General features: G+C 68.8%; 16 protein-coding genes. 10 read left to right on the plus strand and 6 right to left on the minus strand.

Going from position 1 to position 19,181, the window contains the following annotated elements; genetic code table 11:
- The first annotated feature begins 38 nt into the window (after positions 1-38).
- The 9 genes from ACGFH6_RS35495 to ACGFH6_RS35535 all read left to right on the plus strand — a co-directional run bounded on the left by ACGFH6_RS35495 (position 39) and on the right by ACGFH6_RS35535 (position 8,943).
- On the plus strand, positions 39-1,550 hold the full coding sequence (locus ACGFH6_RS35495; RefSeq protein WP_393393031.1) for an ABC transporter ATP-binding protein: 1,512 nt from the start codon (positions 39-41) through the stop codon (positions 1,548-1,550).
- Complete coding sequence (locus ACGFH6_RS35500) at positions 1,550-2,659, plus strand: ABC transporter permease (RefSeq protein WP_393393034.1); 1,110 nt, start codon at positions 1,550-1,552, stop codon at positions 2,657-2,659. Before ACGFH6_RS35495 ends, ACGFH6_RS35500 begins: the two co-directional genes overlap by 1 nt.
- A complete protein-coding gene (locus tag ACGFH6_RS35505; protein WP_393393037.1) occupies positions 2,656-3,918 on the plus strand; it encodes an ABC transporter permease in 1,263 nt (420 codons plus the stop codon). Before ACGFH6_RS35500 ends, ACGFH6_RS35505 begins: the two co-directional genes overlap by 4 nt.
- Positions 3,919-3,922: 4 nt before the next feature.
- A complete protein-coding gene (locus tag ACGFH6_RS35510) occupies positions 3,923-4,318 on the plus strand; it encodes a cytidine deaminase (protein WP_393393040.1) in 396 nt (131 codons plus the stop codon).
- Positions 4,318-5,595, plus strand: coding sequence for a thymidine phosphorylase (locus tag ACGFH6_RS35515; protein WP_393393043.1), 1,278 nt, complete (start codon positions 4,318-4,320; stop codon positions 5,593-5,595). The genes ACGFH6_RS35510 and ACGFH6_RS35515 overlap by 1 nt, the downstream gene beginning before the upstream one ends.
- 55 nt (positions 5,596-5,650) lie before the next feature.
- Positions 5,651-6,286: a hypothetical protein gene (locus tag ACGFH6_RS35520; RefSeq protein ID WP_393393045.1), complete on the plus strand. Its 636-nt coding sequence runs from the start codon at positions 5,651-5,653 to the stop codon at positions 6,284-6,286.
- On the plus strand, positions 6,280-7,239 hold the full coding sequence (locus ACGFH6_RS35525) for a hypothetical protein (protein ID WP_393393047.1): 960 nt from the start codon (positions 6,280-6,282) through the stop codon (positions 7,237-7,239). The genes ACGFH6_RS35520 and ACGFH6_RS35525 overlap by 7 nt, the downstream gene beginning before the upstream one ends.
- 88 nt (positions 7,240-7,327) lie before the next feature.
- Positions 7,328-7,969, plus strand: coding sequence for a hypothetical protein (locus tag ACGFH6_RS35530; RefSeq protein WP_393393050.1), 642 nt, complete (start codon positions 7,328-7,330; stop codon positions 7,967-7,969).
- Positions 7,963-8,943, plus strand: a complete 981-nt coding sequence (locus ACGFH6_RS35535; RefSeq protein ID WP_393393053.1) for a hypothetical protein — start codon at positions 7,963-7,965, stop codon at positions 8,941-8,943. The genes ACGFH6_RS35530 and ACGFH6_RS35535 overlap by 7 nt, the downstream gene beginning before the upstream one ends.
- Positions 8,944-8,991: 48 nt before the next feature.
- On the opposite strand, the gene ACGFH6_RS35540 is transcribed toward ACGFH6_RS35535, so the two are convergent.
- From ACGFH6_RS35540 to ACGFH6_RS35555, 4 genes are all read right to left on the minus strand, one after another.
- Entirely contained in the window at positions 8,992-9,609 is a 618-nt protein-coding gene (locus ACGFH6_RS35540) for a hypothetical protein (RefSeq protein ID WP_393393056.1), read from the minus strand.
- A 297-nt stretch (positions 9,610-9,906) separates the two neighbouring features.
- Positions 9,907-10,524 carry a hypothetical protein gene (locus tag ACGFH6_RS35545; RefSeq protein WP_393393059.1) on the minus strand — a complete coding sequence of 206 codons (618 nt, stop codon included), beginning with the start codon at positions 10,522-10,524 and terminating at the stop codon, positions 9,907-9,909.
- Entirely contained in the window at positions 10,499-12,523 is a 2,025-nt protein-coding gene (locus tag ACGFH6_RS35550) for a hypothetical protein (RefSeq protein WP_393393061.1), read from the minus strand. The genes ACGFH6_RS35545 and ACGFH6_RS35550 overlap by 26 nt, the downstream gene beginning before the upstream one ends.
- Positions 12,524-12,615: 92 nt before the next feature.
- A complete protein-coding gene (locus tag ACGFH6_RS35555; RefSeq protein ID WP_360438773.1) occupies positions 12,616-12,948 on the minus strand; it encodes a hypothetical protein in 333 nt (110 codons plus the stop codon).
- Between the two features lie 166 nt (positions 12,949-13,114).
- Here ACGFH6_RS35555 and ACGFH6_RS35560 point away from each other — a divergent pair, with 166 nt between their 5' ends.
- Complete coding sequence (locus tag ACGFH6_RS35560; RefSeq protein WP_131516966.1) at positions 13,115-13,420, plus strand: hypothetical protein; 306 nt, start codon at positions 13,115-13,117, stop codon at positions 13,418-13,420.
- 93 nt (positions 13,421-13,513) lie between these two features.
- Here ACGFH6_RS35560 and ACGFH6_RS35565 read toward each other — a convergent pair whose 3' ends face one another.
- Together ACGFH6_RS35565 and ACGFH6_RS35570 are read right to left on the minus strand one after the other, a co-directional pair.
- Positions 13,514-18,082: an FtsK/SpoIIIE domain-containing protein gene (locus tag ACGFH6_RS35565; RefSeq protein ID WP_393393065.1), complete on the minus strand. Its 4,569-nt coding sequence runs from the start codon at positions 18,080-18,082 to the stop codon at positions 13,514-13,516.
- 63 nt (positions 18,083-18,145) lie between these two features.
- Entirely contained in the window at positions 18,146-19,087 is a 942-nt protein-coding gene (locus ACGFH6_RS35570) for a hypothetical protein (protein WP_393393068.1), read from the minus strand.
- Between the last annotated feature and the right edge of the window lie 94 nt (positions 19,088-19,181).

Below are 19,181 nucleotides of genomic sequence, written 5' to 3' on the forward strand. Positions count from 1 at the left end.
GGTCGCCGCAAGACCTGGGAGCGTGCGACATCGACACCATGACTCAGACGATGGCCGTCCGGCTGAGGGGAATCGGCAAGAGTTTTCCCGGTGTGGTGGCCAACCACGACGTCGACATCGAGGTCCGGACCGGCACCGTGCACGCCCTGGTGGGCGAGAACGGTGCCGGCAAGTCGACGTTGATGAAGATCCTGTACGGCGTGCAGAAGCCGGACGAGGGCACCATCGAGATCGGCGGCGACCAGATCGTCCTGAACTCTCCGGCCGATGCCATCCAGCACGGTGTCGGGATGGTGTTCCAGCACTTCATGCTGGCCGACAACCTGACCGTCCTGGAGAACGTTGTCCTCGGCGCCGAGAAGCTGTACGGGATCGGCGACAAGGCCCGGGCCAAGATCAAGGAACTGTCGGATTCCTACGGCTTCGGTCTGTCGCCCGACCACCTGGTCGAGGACCTCGGTGTGGGCCAGCGGCAACGGATCGAGATCCTCAAGGTCCTGTACCGGGGCGCGAAGATCATCATCCTGGACGAGCCGACCGCCGTCCTGGTGCCGCAGGAGGTCGAGTCGCTGTTCGGCAACCTGCGCGAGCTGAAGTCCAAGGGCTACACGCTGCTGTTCATCTCGCACAAGCTGGACGAGGTACTCGCGGTCGCCGACGACGTCACCGTGATGCGGCGCGGTACGACCGTCGCCGCCGTCCAGCCGAAGGACGTGACGGCCCGCCAGTTGGCAGAGCTGATGGTGGGCTCGGAGCTGCCCTCACCCAGCACCGAGGAGTCGACCGTCACCGAGGACGTCCAGCTCTCGGTCGAGAACGTGACGCTGGCCGGCGCGGGAGAGCGGAACCTGCTCGACGACGTGTCCTTGCAGATCCACCGCGGCGAGGTGCTCGGCGTCGCCGGTGTCGAAGGCAACGGCCAGACCGAACTGGTCGAGCTGGTGATGGGCATCCGGCCGGCCACCTCCGGCCGGGTCCTGCTCGGGACCGAGGACATCACCGACTGGTCCACGGCGGCCCGCCGCAACGCCGGCATCGGGTACATCCCCGAGGACCGCCACCGGCACGGTCTGCTGCTCGACTTCCCGCTCTGGGAGAACCGGATCCTCGGTCACCAGGACCGTCCGCCGACCGTGCGCGGACCGTGGATCAACAAAACCGGCTCGCGCAAGGACAGTCAGCGCATCGTCGACCAGTTCGACGTCCGGACGCCGTCGATCGAGACCACCGCCCGGGCGCTGTCCGGCGGTAACCAGCAGAAGTTCATCGTCGGACGGGAGATGAGCGGCGACCCGGTCCTGCTGATCGCGTCGCACCCGACCCGGGGCGTGGACGTCGGCGCCCAGGCAGCGATCTGGGACCACATCCGCGACGCCCGCCGGCTGGGGCTGGCCGTGCTGCTGATCTCGGCCGACCTGGACGAGCTGATCGGCCTGTCGGACGCGATCCAGGTCATCCTGCGCGGCCGGCTGGTCGGCGAATTCGACCCTGACACGGTCACCCCGGAGCAGCTCGGCTCGGCCATGACCGGTGCCGGAGAAGAGGAGTGATGGGCAAGCTCGATCTGCGCCGGATCGCCCTGGCGCTCGCCGCGCCGGTGCTCGCGATCGTCGTCGCGCTGGTGATCACCTGCCTGATCCTGCTGGCGGCCGGCAGTTCGGTCTCCGGCTTCCTCAGCACGATCTTCTCGGTGCCTGCTGAGCGCAACGTCATCAACATCCTGAACAACGCCTCGATCCTCTACCTGTCCGGCCTGGCGGCCGCGATCGGGTTTCGGATGAACCTGTTCAACATCGGTGTCGAGGGGCAGTACCAGATGGCGGTCTTCACCGCCGCCGTGTTCGCCGCGCAGGGCTGGTTGCCGGGGCCGATCAACGTGATCGTCTCGATCGTGCTGGCGATGCTGGTCGGTGCGATCTGGGCCTCGATCGCCGGCGTACTGAAGGTCACCCGCGGCGTCAGCGAGGTGATCTCGACGATCATGCTGAACGCGATCGCCGTCTCGCTGACGGCGTACATGCTGCGAAAAGTAGGGGTGTCGACCGGCAGCAACCTGGCCACCGAGGAGATCCCGCGGGACAGCTGGGTCGGCGGCATCAAGTTGTTGTCCGGGGCCCCGAACCAGTTGCTCGGCCTGTCCCTGCTGGCCGTACTCGGCGGGATAGGCTACGCCATCCTGCTGAACCGGTCGAAGTTCGGCTTCGCGCTCCGGGCCACCGGTACGTCGGCCAGCGCGGCCGTTGCCAGCGGCATCGACGTACGGCGGATGGTGGTCGTCTCGCTGGCGATCTCGGGCGCGGTGGCCGGCCTGATCGGGCTGCCGCTGCTGTTCGGCAACTCGCACAGCTACGGCACCACCTTCCAGGCCGGTATCGGCTTCGCCGGGATCGCGGTCGCACTGCTCGGCCGGAACAACCCGATCGGCATCGCGTTCGGTGCGCTGCTGTTCTCCTACCTGACCGAGCAGAGCAACCTGCTCGAGATCAACGCGCAGGTCTCGCCGGACATCGTCGCGATCAGCCAGGGCATCATCGTGCTCGCCGTCGTCATCGCCTACGAGGTGGTCCGCCGGTACCGCAACGCGCTGGAACAGCGGCAGGTGGCAGCGGAACTCAGTAGCTCGGCTCCGGCCGACGCGACCCCGGAGGCGACCCGATGACGATGGCTCCCGAAGAGCTCCGGCCCGCCGGAGCCCCGTACGCGGGCATGGTGCCGCGCCGGCGGATCGGCATCTACGTCTGGGTGCTCGTCGGCCTGGTCCTGATCTCCGCGGTCCGGGTGCTCACCGGCGCCAACGAGGTCGACTCGGCCGGCACCATGCGCGAGACGGTCAACGCCTCGGTCCCGATCGCTCTCGCGGCGCTGGCCGGCCTGTGGTCGGAACGCGCGGGCGTGGTCAACATCGGCCTCGAGGGCATGATGATCCTGGGCACCATCGGCGCCGGGTACTTCGGCTTCTGGTACGGCCCGTGGGCCGGGATCGTCGGCGCGATGGTGTTCGGCATGATCGGAGCCGCCCTGCACGCGCTCGCGACCGTGTACTTCGGGGTCGACCACATCGTCTCCGGTGTCGCGATCAACATCATCGCGCTCGGCACCGCGGCCTTCCTCGCCGACACCTGGTTCTCCGGCCTGCGCGGCGGTGGCCCGACCCAGTCACCACCACTGGACGCGCCGCTGTCGATCACGATTCCCGGGATCTCCGATGCGATGACGACGTTGCAGGGCAAGCACTGGTTCGTCATCTCCGACCTGGCTTCGCTCGTCGCCGCGGTGACCACCGAGCTGTCGAGCATGACGGTGCTGGCGGTGATCCTGATCGTCGGCAGCGCGCTGCTGCTGTGGCGTACGGGGTTCGGCCTCCGGTTGCGGTCGTGTGGTGAGAGCCCGGTGGCGGCGGAGAGCCTGGGTGTCAACGTCTACCGGTACAAGGTCATCGCCGTCCTGACGTCCGGTGCGATCGCCGGCGCCGGTGGTGCGTTCATCGCGCTCGTCTCGTCCGGGATCTACCAGAACGGGCAGACCGGTGGCCGTGGCTACATCGGCCTGGCCGCGATGATCTTCGGCAACTGGCGGCCCGGCGGTCTGGTGGTGGGTTCGGTGCTGTTCGGCTACACCGACGCCCTCCAGCTCCGGGCCGGTGGCGAGGCCGTGCACGCGCTGCTGATCCTGGTCGCGATCATCCTGCTGGGCGTGGCCATCCTGCAGTTCCGGCGTGGGCTCAAGATCGCCGCCGCCACCTCGCTGGTGATCGCGGTCGGCTTCGCGGTCTGGTTCTTCACCACCGACACGGTGCCGGCCGACTTCACCCGGATGACGCCGTACGTGACGACCCTCCTGGTGCTCGGGCTGGCCGCCCAGCGGCTCCGGATGCCTGCCGCCGACGGACTCAGGTACCGACGCGGTCAGGCAGGTTAGCGCCGTGCCGGGGGATGTCGACTGGCCGGCGCTGCGGGCGGTCGCCGTCGAGGTGATGGGTCGTGCCTATGCGCCGTACTCCGGGTTCGCGGTGGGTGCGGCGGCGTACGTCGACGACGGGCGCATCGTTGCCGGGTGCAACGTCGAGAACGCGTCGTACGGGCTGGCCCTGTGCGCCGAGTGCGGGCTGGTGTCCGAGCTGCACCGCACCGGCGGCGGCCGGTTGGTCGCGTTCACCTGCGTGGACCAGCACGGCGACCTGCTGACGCCGTGCGGGCGGTGCCGCCAGTTGCTGCACGAGAACGGCGGGCCGGACCTGCTGCTGGAGACGCCGACCGGGCCGCGGCCGCTGCGTGAGCTGTTGCCCGACGCGTTCGGGCCCGAGGACCTGGAGAAGTAGTGAGCTTCGACGCGGTGGATGTCATCCGCACCAAGCGGGACAAGGGCGAGCTGAGCGACGGTCAGATCGACTGGGTGATCGACGCCTACACCCGGGGCGACGTCGCGGACGAGCAGATGTCGGCGCTGGCGATGGCGATCCTGCTGAACGGCATGAACCGCCGCGAGATCGCTCGCTGGACCGCGGCGATGATCGCCTCCGGCGAGCGGATGAACTTCGCCGAGCTGTCCCGGCCGACCGCGGACAAGCACTCGACCGGAGGCGTCGGCGACAAGATCACGTTGCCGCTGGCACCGGTCGTGGCCGCGTGCGGCGTCGCGGTCCCGCAGCTGTCCGGCCGCGGCCTCGGCCACACCGGCGGCACCCTGGACAAGCTCGAGTCCATCCCGGGCTGGCGCGCCGCGCTGTCGAACGACGAACTGATGCGCCAGCTGGACGAGGTCGGCGCGGTGATCTGTGCCGCCGGTGACGGCCTCGCGCCCGCGGACAAGAAGCTGTACGCGCTGCGGGACGTGACCGGCACGGTGGAGGCGATCCCGCTGATCGCCAGTTCGATCATGAGCAAGAAGATCGCCGAGGGCACCGGTGCGCTGGTGCTGGACGTGAAGGTCGGCTCCGGTGCCTTCATGAAGGACCTCGCCGACGCCCGCGAGCTGGCCGAGACCATGGTTGCCCTGGGCACGGACGCCGGGGTGAGGACCGTTGCCCTGATCACCGACATGTCGGTCCCGCTCGGCCTGACCGCGGGCAACGCGCTGGAGGTCCGCGAATCCGTCGAGGTCCTGGCCGGCGGCGGCCCGTCGGACGTGGTCGAACTGACGATCGCGCTGGCGGCCGAGATGCTGGCCGCGGCCGGCGTCACGGGCGTGGACCCGGCCGAGAAGCTCCGCGACGGTACGGCGATGGACGTCTGGCGCACCATGATCGCGGCCCAGGGCGGCGACCCGTCCGCTGAGCTCCCGGTCGCCCCGGAGCAACACGTCGTACCGGCTCCGGCCACCGGCGTACTGTCCAAACTCGATGCCCTCGGCATCGGTGTGGCCGCCTGGCGGCTGGGCGCCGGCCGCGCCCGCAAGGAGGACCCTGTCTCCCCGGTCGCCGGCGTCGAACTCCACGCCAAGCCCGGCGACCAGGTGACCGAGGGGCAGCCACTCCTCACCCTCCACACCGACGACCCAACCCGCTTCGACCGCGCCCTGGAGTCCCTCACGGACGCCGTCGAGGTCGCAGCGTCCTACGACCGGCCCCCGCTGGTGATCGACCGCATTGGCGAGTGACCTGGCCCTCTCCGACGGTAAGGTGTCCGCAGCGACCGGATAGTCGGAGGTGTCTGTGGTTCGCTCACGCCTTGCTGCCCTGCTGCTGGTGCCGATGATGGTGCTGCCCGCAGCCTGTGGTGGATCGGACGACACAGGTGGTCTGCCGGAGGCAGGTTCGGATTCGAGTGGTCCCTCGAGCAGCACCCCGGCCACAACGCCGGCCTCGGCCGCAACGCCCACGGCAGCGCCGACCACCAGCACCCAGAAGTACGGGGCGCTGACCCTCGTCATCAACCACAAGCCGGCCCCGCCGGCCGCCGCCGCCCTGGCACTGCAGGCGTACGACGCCTTCGAGCGTGCCTCGCACAAGACCCAGGCGACGAACGTCGAGGATCCGACCCTGGCGACGTGGGGCGCGGCCGCTGCTCTGCAGGACATCCGGAGCATCCTGCAGAGCCAGAAGAAGCAGAAGGTGCGCACCGGTGGCGCGATCACTGTCACCACCAAGGTGGTCAGGACGAGCGCTGCCGCCGCGGCGTTGGACACTTGCTACGACCAGTCGAAGTCGGTGCTGGTCCGGGCCAACGGGACGACGTACGTGGGACCTGGGGCCAAGAAGGATCCCAAGCTCAGTGCGAGCGTCATCCTCGGCAACATCGCCGGTGTCTGGAAGGTGACCGAGTACAACCTCAAGGCGGAACCATGTTGATCCGACGACTGGCGATCCTGACCGCACTCGGAGTGGCGGGCGTGGTGACAGCAGCCCAGCCGGCCTTCGCCGACCGCACGACGCCGACACCGGGCGCCGGCGGCAACACCATCAGCATCACCGTCACCGGGACCGGGGTCCGTGGCGGTTCGGGCGGACAGGGCGGGACCCGGACGGTGCCGACGCCGGTCCCGTGCATGTACATCCAGAGCCTGACCGGCAAGGAGTACTACGAATGGGTCAAGAACGGCGGCACCATGGGCCGCGGACCCAACGGCGACACGATCGATCCGTACCCGGGGTACGAGCAGTACAAGGACGACGACAAGGGCCACTGGTACGGCGGCATGTGCTCGTCGGCGTCCTTCGGTGACGACCTGGACGCGTTCTTCAAGTACTCCGACGCCTGGTTCGCCGAGCACCGCGGCGTCTACGTGCCGGCCGGTGGCACGCCCCCGATCCCGCCGGTGCCGCCGGAGATCCTGCGCAACGTCGCCTTCGACGCCCTGACCGTGCCGGCGCCACGCCTGGACTGGAACCCGAAGCACACCGGCGATGCCGCGACCCTCGTCAACCTCGACACCTGGGTCTGGCTCACGGACCGCACCACCAACTACTACGTCGAGGCCTCGGTCGACTCGATGGTCGGCCGGATCTCGGCCCGCGTGGACGCGGACCTGACCGGCATGACCGTGTCGGCCCCGAACGCGGACACCGTGACCTGCCCGGACGCCGGCGTACCGTACGCCCCCGGCGCCACCGGCGAGTGCGCCATCACCTTCAACAAGGCCAGCGCCGGCGGTGGCACCAGCCCCGTGACCGCGAAGACCAACTGGCACACCACCTGGTCCTCCAATCCCGGCGGCCCCCAGGGCGACACCCCCGAACAACTCGACCCGGCCCCCGGCACCACCAACATCCGGGTAGTAGAGGTCCAGGTCCCCAACCGATAACGGTGTTCGGCCTCTGAACCCCGGCGTCGCGGTGAACCGTTGAGCGGGTAACGTGTTCCCGGCTCTGCGCCTATCGACGGAGGTTTCTGTGGCCCGCTCGCGTCTGGCCGTACTGCTGCTGGCTCCGCTCGCGGTGCTGCCGGCGGCCTGCGGAGGCGGAGACGACACCGGTGGCCTGCCGACGGTCACCGACTCGTCGGCGCCTACGTCGGCGACGCCGGGCACACCGTCCGCGACCTCGAGCGCGAGCCCGGCCCCGACGACTCAGCCAACGCGTGCGGCCGCGAAGTACGCGAACCTGACGGTGGATCTGCGGCGACCCGCGGGACTCCCTGACGCCGCCTCGGCGGCTGTCGTCGTCTTCCAGCAACTGCACGTGGCCTTCGGTGCTCTGGCGGCCGGTGCGAGCTCGCCGCCGCCGATGTCGCGGTTCGCGGATCCCGTGGTGGTGAAGTACCTCGACGCGGTGCTGAAACCGCAACTGGGCCGGAAGGAACGCTCGGGCGGCACGATGACCGTCCGGGTCTCCAAGGCGCAGGCCGGCGGAGAGGTTGCCGCGGTCAACGGCTGCCTCGACCAGACCAAACTGGTCACGTATCGCGCGAACGGCACGAAGTACGTCGACGCGAGCATTCGAAGGAATCCCACCCTGACCATCCAGGCCACCCTGTCCCGCTCGACAGGGGTCTGGCGAGTGACCAACTACGCCCTGAAGGAAGCTCGATGCTGAAACTGCGCACGGCTCTGGTGACCACCGGGCTCGGCGTCGGCCTGCTGCTGACGTCGGCCGGACCCGCCCTGGCCTTCGACCCACCGCCCGGCACGACCCCCACGACGAGCGGCGGCACCATCGTCATCACCGTGACCGGAACGGGGGTGCGGGGCGGCAGCGGTGGGCACAGCGCGTCGCGGACCGTGTCGGTGCCGGCGCCGTGCTACATGGAGCCCGGGATGACCGGCAAGGAGTACTACGAGTGGGTCAGCAGCGGGAAGGCCAACGCCGACTGGCATCACACCGGCGGTGACCTGGACGGAGCGTTCGAACCGTACCCGGGGTACGAGCAGTACAAGGACGACGACAAGGGCCACTGGTACGGCGGCGTCTGCTCGTCCGAGACGTTCGGCGACGACCTGGACTCGTTCTTCAAGTTCGCCGACGAGTGGTTCGCCAACCACAAGTCGGTGTACGTCCCGGCCGGACAGAATCCGCCCACCCCGCCGGTCCCGCCGCAGCTGCTGCGGGACGTCGCGTCGCGCGAACTGACGATCCCCGAGCCGGTCCTCGACTGGAACCCCAAGCGCACCGGTGACGGCTCCACGCTGGTCAACATGGACACCTGGGTCTGGGTGAAGGACCGGGTCGACAACCTGTACGTCGACGCCACCGCGAACTCGGTGACCGGTACGCAGACCGCCCGCGTCGACGCCAAGCTGTCCACGCTGACCGTTTCCGCGCCGGGTGCTGGATCGACCACCTGCAACGGCATGGGGACGCCGTACGCCGCGGGCGCCGCGAATCCGTGCACGATCCAGTTCACCAAGGCCAGCCCGCTCGGCGGCACCACCCCGGTCACCGCCACCACCACGTGGGGCGCGACCTGGTCGTACAACGGCACGCAGATGGGCGCGATCCCGCAGCAGCCGGCTCCGCAGAGCAACACGACCAACATCGGCGTGCTGGAGGTTCAGGCCGTCGCTCGTTGATCCAGGCAACAGGACCCGGCTCGGCAGCTCCGAGCCGGGTCCTTGCTGTTATTCGGCCGCGGCCTTCTGGGTGAGGGCTTTGGCATCGGCGGGGAGGGTTGCCACCGGGTCGGCGGCGAGGTCGGTGGTGGTGTGGGTGACGAGGACGGAGACGATGCTGTCGGTGCCTCGACGGGACCAGGCGCGCTCGGAGTGGGCCACCTGGGTCTTGGTGCGGAGAAACGTCTCGTAGCCCGTCACGGTCGCCGGGAGGTCCTCCAGCAGGCCGTAGCCGCCGTTCGGGGGACCGGTCATCCGGCCGACGCAGCTCTTGTTGCCGGCGACAAGGAGATTCCAGTCCTGGGCCAGCAGCGCCGCGTCCTGGTAGGTGTAGAGGAACGACTTCACCACGGTCCCGCCGGCCAGGGCGTACTGGACGAACTGCGTCTGATCCGCGTGCTCCTGCAGGCTCATCGCGCCGCCGAGCGTGCACCCGTTCGGCGGTACGCCGTCCTCGCCCAATGCCTCCTGCTGCGGCGAGCCCGGCAGATCACCCGACGTCACCAGACCAGCCACCGGCGCGGGCGGTCCCAGCGTCGGCGGCTCGTCGTTCCCACAAGCTGTCAACACCGTCGCGCCGGCCATGATGAGGGCGGGCAGCACCACACGTCGCGACGTACGAATCACCGGCCGACGGCCGCCTTCAACGCGAGTTCCATCGAGGAAGCATACAGAAAGACCGGCCCGGCCTCACGGGCGAGCGGCTGGGCAGCGGAATCGGCGTCTCGTCACGCGCCGCCTTGGCCCGGCCCTTCACGACGTTGACCAGCGTGTCCAGGTCCTCCCGAGTGTGTATCGGAACGAGCCTAGGAACGCGATGCGTCGCGGCGCATCCGCAGTATGACGAAGTTGTCTGTGGGCAGAATCGGACAACTGGAGGGCCCGGCAGCGTGTGCTGCCGGGCCCTCCAGGTGATGCGAGTGACTATTCGGCGGCGGCCTTCACCGTGAGCGCCTTGGCGTCGACCGGCAGGCTCGGGCTCTGCTCGGCTCCGGCCTTGTCGACCGTGCGGGTGACCATGACGGAGACCACGGTTCCGTCGCCCTTGCGGGCCCAGGCGCGCTGCGTGTGCACGACCTGGTTGTCGCTGCGGTGGATGGCGTCGTACCCGGTCGTGTTGGCGGGCAGGTCCAGCAGCAGGGTGTACGAGCCGTCCGGCTCCTTCTCGCCACCGCCGACGCACCGCTTCTGACCGTTGACCAGGAAGTCCCAGTCCTGCTTCAGCTTCCGGGTGTTGGTGTAGGTGTAGAGATACGAGCTCACCACGGTGTCGCCCAGGGTGTACTTGACGAACTGCTTGTGATCCGCTCGTTCCTGAAGGCTCATCGAGCCGTCGAGGTGGCAACCGTTGATCGGTATGCCGTCCTCGTCCAGCGACTCCTGCTGCGGCGAGCCGGGCAGGTCCGATCCCTCCACGATTCCCGCGATCGGCGCCGGTGTCGACGACTTGTCGTCGTCCTTGCATCCTGTCAGCAGTGCGAGACCGCTGATGATCACCAGCGCGAGCGCGACCGCCCTACTCGAAGTAGTCGTGGAAATCACTCTTGAGGTCCTCTTTGTACTCGTTCGGATCCCAGTGGTTGCCGACTCCATTCAACCCACCGTACAGGTTCGAGCGCACCGTGGCCTGGTCGCCGTCGCTGAGTTGCTTGTACTCGTTGTAGCTCAGCATGTGCCCGTCCTTGAACAGCGGCGAGTTCTCGAGCTTCTCGGGATGGCTGGCCAGGCCGTTCTCGTAGAGCGCGGCGGCGGTGTTGTACTGCTGCTGCTCCACCGCGGAGTCGACGTCGCCGTTCGACTTCTTCGTCGCGTCCTTCTCGTAGTGTGCGAGCTTCTCCTTGAGCGTGTCGACGCCGGACGACTTGCCCTCGTCGATGGCCATGTTGACGACGTCCTTCGCCGTACCGTCGACCATCTTGTCGACACCGGGGACGGGAACCAGGTCGACGACCTGCTCACCGAGATCGATCCACTTGCCGACCTCCTCGTCCCTGTCCTTGCCCTCGGCAATGGCGACGTCGCCGTTCGCCTTCAGGAACAGGCCCTCGAGGTGAGCGTTCTCGCTGATGCCCTTCTGCAGGGCCATCTCACCGTCGACACCGTCCTTCGGGTGGGTGACCAGGTTGGCCAGGCCGCTCAGCTTCTGTGACTCGTACCGGTTCGTCGCGTTGCGCAGCTCGAGCATGCCGTCCTCGGTGCTCATCGCGGCGACACCGAACTTGGCGAGCGCGTCCTTGTCGAACAGCGGGATGTTGACGACGTTGCCGAACGCATCCATCGTGACGCTGGTGCTCTGGCTGGGGTCGACCCCGTCCTTGTAGTCGTAGGTGCCGCCATTGACCGCCTGGTCCGCGCCGACCATGTAGGTGCCGAGGATGTGGGCGAAGTTCTTGGCCGAGTCGCCGCGCATGTCGTCGATGAACGTCCGCATGTCCTCGACGCTGCCGCGCCGCTCGCTGAGCAGGTTGACCGTGGCGCCGGCCAGTTCGGCGGCATCCTTGGCGTGCGGGCCCTTGACGATGTCGGGGTCGGTGGTGGCGACGTCGAGGACGTGGCTCAGGCTCTGGTAGCCGTCGCCCTGCCAGGTGCGGTCCTTGATGTAGTACTTCTGCCGCTCGTCGTCCTTGTAGAAGTCGAGGGCCGCGTTCGGGGAGTTGGCCAGCATCGAGTTCATCGAGATCATCGGGTCGTTGGTGACATCGCCGGCCTCGTAGGGGACCATCTGGTCCCACAGGAAGTCATTGCCCATCGCGTCGGGCCGGTTGCTCCACAGCCCGTCCTGGCCCTTGTGGTCGATGCGCTCGTACTTGTCCAGGCCGGTGGCCAGGTCCTTGGAGAAGTCGTCGCTGAAGTGCGCGTTGTACATCAGGACGCTGAGCGCCGAGGTCAGGCCGTAGCCGGTGGTGCCGCGGCCGACGTAGTCCTCGGGGTCCTTGGTGGCGGCCTTGACCAGGCCGTCGGCGAAGGACTCGTGCGGGAAGCCGGGCTCTTTCGAGGCGGCGCCGAGGCCCTGGCGGTACAGGTCGATCAGGCGCTTCTTGGCCTCGACGTCCTCCGACATCGGCGGCACGCTGGCCTGACCGACGTTCGACAGCACGGTCAGGGTGCCCTCGGGGCCGAGCTTCTGGAACATCGGCGACATGACCTTGCCATCGGTCGTGTACGTCGCCAGGATCTCGTTGTACGCCTTGATGAACTTCGGGTCGCCGCTGGGCATCAGCTCCTTGCCGCGGTCGGCGAGCGCGTTGCCCAGCATCGTCTTGGTGTTGTCGAGGGTGTCCTTGTCGACCGAGTAGGTCACGTGCCCGGTGCCCTTGGTGTCCAGCAGGACCGCCAGGTCCAGGCGGGTCTTCAGCTCCGGCTTCTGGTCCTCGAGCCAGGACATCAGCCCGGTGAACGTGCTGCCCTCCAGACTGGGCAGCGAGATCGGCGTGTTGTCGCTGGCCGACTTCGCCTGGCCCTTCACGGTGCTGACCAGCGTGTCCAGGCCGTCGTAGGCCACCTTCAGTTTCTTGCTGTCGATCTCGACCGATTCCGACATGTTCCAAGCCCTCCCGACTCCGTCAAGGCAAGATTGCGGTGGCGATGTCCACCGTGCGTGCCCCGACCATGAGCCGGGACGAGTACGTCTAGCTAGATCATCTTGTGGCGCATCGACCACGTGCGGGGCCAGGCGAGCCCGTGCGGGTCCTTGGCGGGTACTTCGTCCGGCTCCCTGTCGTGAGCGGACTTGGCCGCCGTCACGGCGTCGTCGAAGGCCGGCATGATCTGCTTGGCCTTGGCGCTGAAGTCGGTGACGAAGTCCGTGGCCTTGGCGCACTTCCAGCCGCCGCTGGAGATCGCCGAGGAGATCGAGTCACCGGGCTGGCCGGTGCCGTGGTGGACGGCGTCCCGAGCGTTCGGAATCGTCGTCACATAGCACGTGTGCAGCGTGTCTTTGTAGTAGTTGTTCTCTTTGTCTGCCATTTCCGCGCCTCCCAGGGGTGACCAGCGCCGATCAGAATAGTTGGCCGAGGGGGCCAATCCGGCCCTGGGTGGCCCCGAGTGCCCCGGTGACCCGCTGCCGTCCTAATGTGCTGCTCATCGGCCGCAGGTCTCCAGGGCGGGGACCGGGAAACTTGGAGGTTGGGACATGGCTAAGGCAAACATCGAGGACCTCGAGAACCTGTACGACAAGCTGGTCTCGAGCATGAACTCGTCCGACCAGATCATCGGCGACGTGGACACCGCGCTCTCGCGGGCCAACGAGGAGTGGACCTCGAAGGGTGCCACGGACTTCAACACCGCGTGGGTCGACTTCAAGTCGAGCCTGGTGAAGATGTGCCAGGCGTTCGCTGCCGCGGGCAACGACGTTGCCTTCCAGCAGGAGCACTTCAAGATCGGCGCCAAGGAAGAGGGCCAGCACCGGCAGTTGCCGAAGGTCACCTCCCCGCGCTGACGTCGCGCGACTGTCGGTCCCGTTGCCTGTCAAGGCAGCGGGACCGATCCATGTCCGGGCCCGGATCCGGATCCGGGCCCGGGTGCAGGGGACCTACCCCTCGAAGGGCACCTGGGTCCAGGCCCAGCCGCCGGGACGGGCGAAGACGCCTCGGCCGGCCGGCATGGCGGCCGTCGCCGACCGGGGCAGCCGGACGCTGATGACGTCGCCGTCGCTCGACGAGCGCGGCGCCAGCAGCAACCCCGTCCGGCCCTTGCGGACCTCCGAGGTCAGACCGCGGTAGTAGCCACTGACCTCGTCGAGACCGCAGGCGACCACCACGGCGTTGCCGGTGTCACGCAGCCGGGCGTAGTGCTGGTTGACGACGTCCGAGATCGGGTGGTCCGGCCCCAGTACGTCGAAGTCGTCCAGGACCACCAGGTGGCGCGACGAGACCGACTTCAGCAGCTTGTCGATCTCGGCCGGATCGGTGTCGGCCGTGAAGCGGGCGTTGACGCCCCGCTTGATCCGGGGCGAGCGCAGCGGTGAGATTCGCGGGGTGATCAAGATCACCCGCCAATCGCGCTGGGTCGCCTCCTTCACCATGAACGTCAGCGCCGAGCTCTTCCCTGACCGCGGCGGTCCGGCCACGATGAAGCCCGGTCCGTCGAGGGCCGGGTCGTAGCGCAGCAGCCCCAGCGTGTCGCCGCCGACGCCGACCGCCACCTGGCTCTGCCCGAGCGGCTCGTCCCCGGCCAGCTCGAGCGCGGCCGGGACGCTGATGCTGAGCGGCAGTTCGTCCACCCGCATCGGCCGCTCCGCCGCGGTCAGCTGACCGGCCTCGTCGGTGGCCGTGCGGCCGATCTGCTGCAGTGCCGCGACCTGGGCGACACCCGTCGGGTCCTCGGCCAGCAGCGCGAGCTGCACTTCCCGCGGGCGCTCCGCCGCGCGGAAACCGCGACCGGGCGGCATCGAGGTGGGTACGTCCTTGCTCCGCATACCGATCACGGCGAAGTCGGCCGAATCCGGCATCCGGAGCATGATCCGGTCCTCGACCAGAGTGGAGACCCGTCCCATCACGCCGCTGCGATCGGACGAGACCACGACGCGGATGCCGACGCCTGCGCCCTCTTGCAGCAGCGAGGTGACCTGGTCGATGAGCACGCCGCCGTCCAGGGACTCGAAGGCCGCCACATATCCCTCCAGCCGGTCGAGGAGCACGACCAGGTAGGGCAGCCGATCGGTCGGTTCCACGGCGTTGCGTTGCTCGTTGATGTCCGCGAACCCTTGCTGGGCGAGCAATTGCTGCCGTCGCGTGACTTCCGCGTTCAGCAGACCGAGCAGCCGGTACATCCGGTCGACCTGGTTGCGTTGGACAACGGCTCCGGTGTGCGGCAGCGACAGCATCGGCAGGAGTGCGCCGTTGCCGGCGTCGATGCCGAACAGGTGGACGTCGCGCGGGTCGCAGAACCGGCCGACCGCACCGGCGATGCAGCGCAGCGCCGTCGAACGGCCCATCCGGTTGGCGCCGGCGATGACCAGGTGACCCGCCTTGGGAAGGTCCCAGGTCTCGGTGCGCTGGCTCTGCTGGTGCGGGATGTCGGCGAGCCCGATCGGCAGGGGCGGCACCTCGCGTTCGACCCGCTTCGGCAGCTCGAGGTCGTCCAGCGTGATCTCCTCGCCCAGAGCCGGCAGCCAGGGCGACGGGATCGGCGGGATGGCCAGCTTGCTGGTCGCACTGTCGATCGCGCGGACCAGTGAGGTCAGGTCGGTCGGCGTACTCATGTCGTCCTCGTCGTCGACGACGACCATCGCCTGTCCCCGGGCCGCCGACATGACGTCGAACGCCTGGACGTTGACGTCGCTGCGGACCTGCTCGCCGCGGGGGCGGCCGCCGACGCGGGCGGACTGGAACGGGATCAGGGACGAGTGGCCGAGGCGGGCCAGCGCGCGGCCCGGCGTCGACTTGGAGATGTGCGCCGCGTCGGAGGCGTCGATGACGTCGGACGAGTCCTGCTGGTCGGTGACCCGCAGCGCGATCCGCAGGTTGGTGTTCGACTTGATCTCGGCCGAGACCACGCCGGAAGGACGCTGCGTGGCCAGGATCAGGTGGACGCCGAGCGACCGGCCCCGGCGGGCGATGTCGACCAGACCGTCGACGAAGTCGGGCAGTTCCGAGACCATGGCCGCGAACTCGTCGATGACCAGCAGCAGCCGCGGCATCGGGGCGTCGCCGGATTCCTTGGCGGCCAAGTAGTCGTCGATGTCCTTGGCGTCGGCGTCCGCGAGCTGGTGCTCCCGGCGGCGCAGCTCGGCGCCGAGCGACTCCAGAGCACGCGTCGTCAGGTGGCCGTCGAGGTCGGTGACCATACCGACGGTGTGCGGCAGCAGCTTGCAGTCCTTGAACGCCGCACCACCCTTGTAGTCCACCAGCACGAAGGTGAACTCGTCCGGACGGTTGCCGACGGCAAGCGAAGCGATGATGGTCTGGAGCAGCTCGGACTTACCGGAACCGGTGGTGCCGGCGACCAGGCCGTGTGGACCGTCGGTGCGGATGTCGAGGCTGAAGGTCCCGTCGATGCCCTCGCCGATCACGGCACGGGTGGTCCGGCCACCGGTCGCCCAGCGGCCGATGATGTCGTCGCCGGTCGGGTCGTTCAGCCGCAGGACGTCCAGCAGCCGGGACGAGTCCGGCAACGACGATGCGGCTCCGTCGGCCGTGGCGTCGCGGACCGGTGCCAGCGCGCGGGCCAGCCGGTCGCACCAGCTGATCGGCACCAGGTCGGGCTGGATGCCCTCCAGAGTGGCCTCCTGGGTGGTGGCCAGGCTGACCTCGTCCGTCGTACCGATCACCAGGGCACGGCACTCCTCGGGGAGTTGGCGCTGGTCCTCGTCGAGACAGATCAGGAAGATTCCGTAGCGGGGTCCCTGCCGCAGCAAGGTGACGACGCCGCCGTTGCGGCGCAGCTCGTTCGCCCCGTCCAGAACGACGACGATCTGGTCGCTGTACGGGATCTGCTGCTCCTCCAGGGCCTTGCGCTGCTCGATCTCGGCCAGCAGCTCGTTCACCCGGCGTCCAGCCGTCTCGAGGTCGGTCGCCACCGACGCGAGCCCGAGCGTGCTGTCGCGGCGGCGCAGGTGCGGCAGCCACGGTGACCAGGTCCAGTTCTCGCGCTGGCCCGGCGTGGTGATCACCGCCATCCGCAGGTTCGCCGGGCTGTGCATGGTGGCCAGCTGGATCACGATCGATCGCGCCACCGCCCGCCGCATCTCGGCCGATCCGGCGATGCCGACCACACCGGTCTTGGCCAGCGGCACGACGGCCGGTACGTCGGGAGCCGTCCAGTGCATCGGTCCCTCGTGCTGCATCCGGGACGGATCCTTGACGGTCACAGCGCTCGGTACGTCCGCCGTACCGATCCGCACCACCAGCCAGTCGGGGTCCTGCGGCCGGCGCTCCCAGAGCCGGGCGCGCGGCCCGTTCGCGAACAGCAGCAGCGATGCCGGGTCGGGGCAGTCGCGGCGCCGGGCACCGCGCTCCTCGACCAGGCTGTCGAACGCGTCCTGCTCCACCTTGCGCAGGCGGTCGTGGTACTCGGCCAGCTGACGGATGTACTGCGTCTTCTGCATCCGCCGGGAACTGGTGAAGTTCGCGATCATCATCAGCGGCGACATCGCCGCGAACAGCAGCGTGTACGGCGAATGCGTGAACAGGTACGACGCGCCACTCATCAGCAGTGGGGCGAAGACCACCAGGATCGGGATCGGCATCTTGTCCGGCCGGTGTGGCACCCCGGGCAGGGAGAACTCCGTCTTGCGGACCTTGGGCAGCAGCCGCGGCGGCCGGTTGTAGTCCATCGTGGCGCCGTCGCTCGACGGCACCAGGGATGCGTCCGGTGCGGTGACCGTGGTGAGCTCGAAGTACTGCCGGCCGATGCCGAGCACCATCCCTGGCTCCCAGACGACCTCGGCGGTCACCGGCTCGCGGTCGAGGCGCAGGTACGGCAGCGGATCTTCCGGGCTGATCGTGTCCCGCGACGTGCTGAGGCTCTCCATCGACTGCTTCTTGCGCTGCCACCAGCGCCGCTTGGGCGGCTCGGGGAGCTGGTCGCCGACGATGATCGGTCCGTCCAGGGGGACCCGCCGCTCCGGTGCGGGGATGGTGCCGAAGTCGGTCGCCGCAGGCCTGAGCCGGACTTCGCCGTACACGTCGACGTCGAGGTAGACGGCGACCTCGGGAGAGTCCGGGACCAGCGGAAGTGCCGAATGCTCGAGGCCGAGCTGGTACGAGCCGACGCTGAGGCGGTGGACGAGCCCGGATCCTTCGCCGCCGGTGCAGCGCAGGTCGACCGCACCGGCCGGCTCGATGCTGGGGTCGGCGACCGGTCCACCGATGCCGATCACCGCGCCGTGCCGCACCGCGGACGACTTCAGGACGGTGTCGTCCGGCAGCCGTACGCCGCGCAGGAACAACCCTGGTGTCCCAGGGCTCGATTCGCCGGTGATGCTGGGAGCACTCCGCAGCAACCGGACGGCGGCGTCGCCGTTGTCCGGCGCGGGCAGGGCGTAGTTGCCCGCCAGGGCTCCCGCCAGGTCGCCGATGGTGGTGTCGTCCTCGGCGTCGATGGTGAGATCCCGGGCCACACCGGTCCGGGCGTCTACGGCGGTCAGGAACAGCAGCACTGTCAGGGCTCCCTCATCGGCCTCTCGAACCTCCGCAGTCTAGGACCGTGCGGGGGCGCCGGTTCAGCCGGACAGCAGGGCGGTCCGTTCGGTGGTGAGCGCCTCGGTCTCGGCGAGGATCTCGGTCCGGCGGACGGCGAGGTCGTCAGCCACCTGGCGGACCACGTCCCGGGTGCGGGGGATCTGCTTGCGCGCCTGCAGGACGAGCACGAACGCCTTCACGTCGAGACCAGGGCGATCCAGCCAGACGTCGAGCAGCCGGGCGCCGGCATCCAGCGGCTGCCCGGACCGCAGTGGCCGGCGTTCGCTGTACGTCCGGAGCACTTCGCTCAGCTTGGACAGGCAGCGGTCGGCGTACGCCGCGGCGCTGTCGACGGCCTGCAACTCGTCGAACTTCGCCTTGCCTGCCAGGATGCCGCCACCCGCGAGGTCGCCGGCGGCCGCCGGCATCGCCCGGCCCACCAGGAACTCGAGGGTGTCCAGGGCGCGATCCGACCAGCCCACGCTGGTGAGCAGGTCGTCGGTCTCGCTCAGCCGTACGGCGAGGTCCTCGAGCTCGGTGGCGATCACCCGCAGGCGGTCGGCGGTGTCGTCCCCGGCCGTGAGCAGGCCGGATTCCTTGTCGTCCAGCGCGGCCGCGTAGTCGTCGGCGACCAACTGCAGGTCGTCGTGCCGGTCTCGTGCCTCGTCCAGTTCGGTGCGGGTCTCCTCGAACCGGCGGCGGGCGTCGGCGTACCGGTCCTCGGCCTCGTAGAGCTCCGCGCGGAGGTCGTCGAGTTGCTGTTCCTGGCCGCGGCCGAACAGTGATCCGAGCCAGGATCCGGTCCGCCGCTCCAGCCGGTCCAACTGGTCGTAGCCGTGGGCAACCTTCTTGTCCCAGTGCCTGGTCTCGGCGTACAGGCCGTCCATCTGGCGCTGCAGCCGGTGGATCGTCTCGCTCAGGGGCTGCAGCTCCGCGCGGGCAGAGCGTCCCGCCGCGATGCGTTGGTCCACGCGATCCGCCATACCGGCCATTCGACCATCGCGCGGGTCCACCGTCTGGATGACCCCGGAAATCGATGACGGAGAGTAAGATCAAGGGTGCTGAGGGTGCCCGTTT

The sequence above is a fragment of the Kribbella sp. NPDC049227 genome (genome assembly GCF_043197265.1).
Classification (GTDB): Bacteria; Actinomycetota; Actinomycetes; order Propionibacteriales; family Kribbellaceae; genus Kribbella.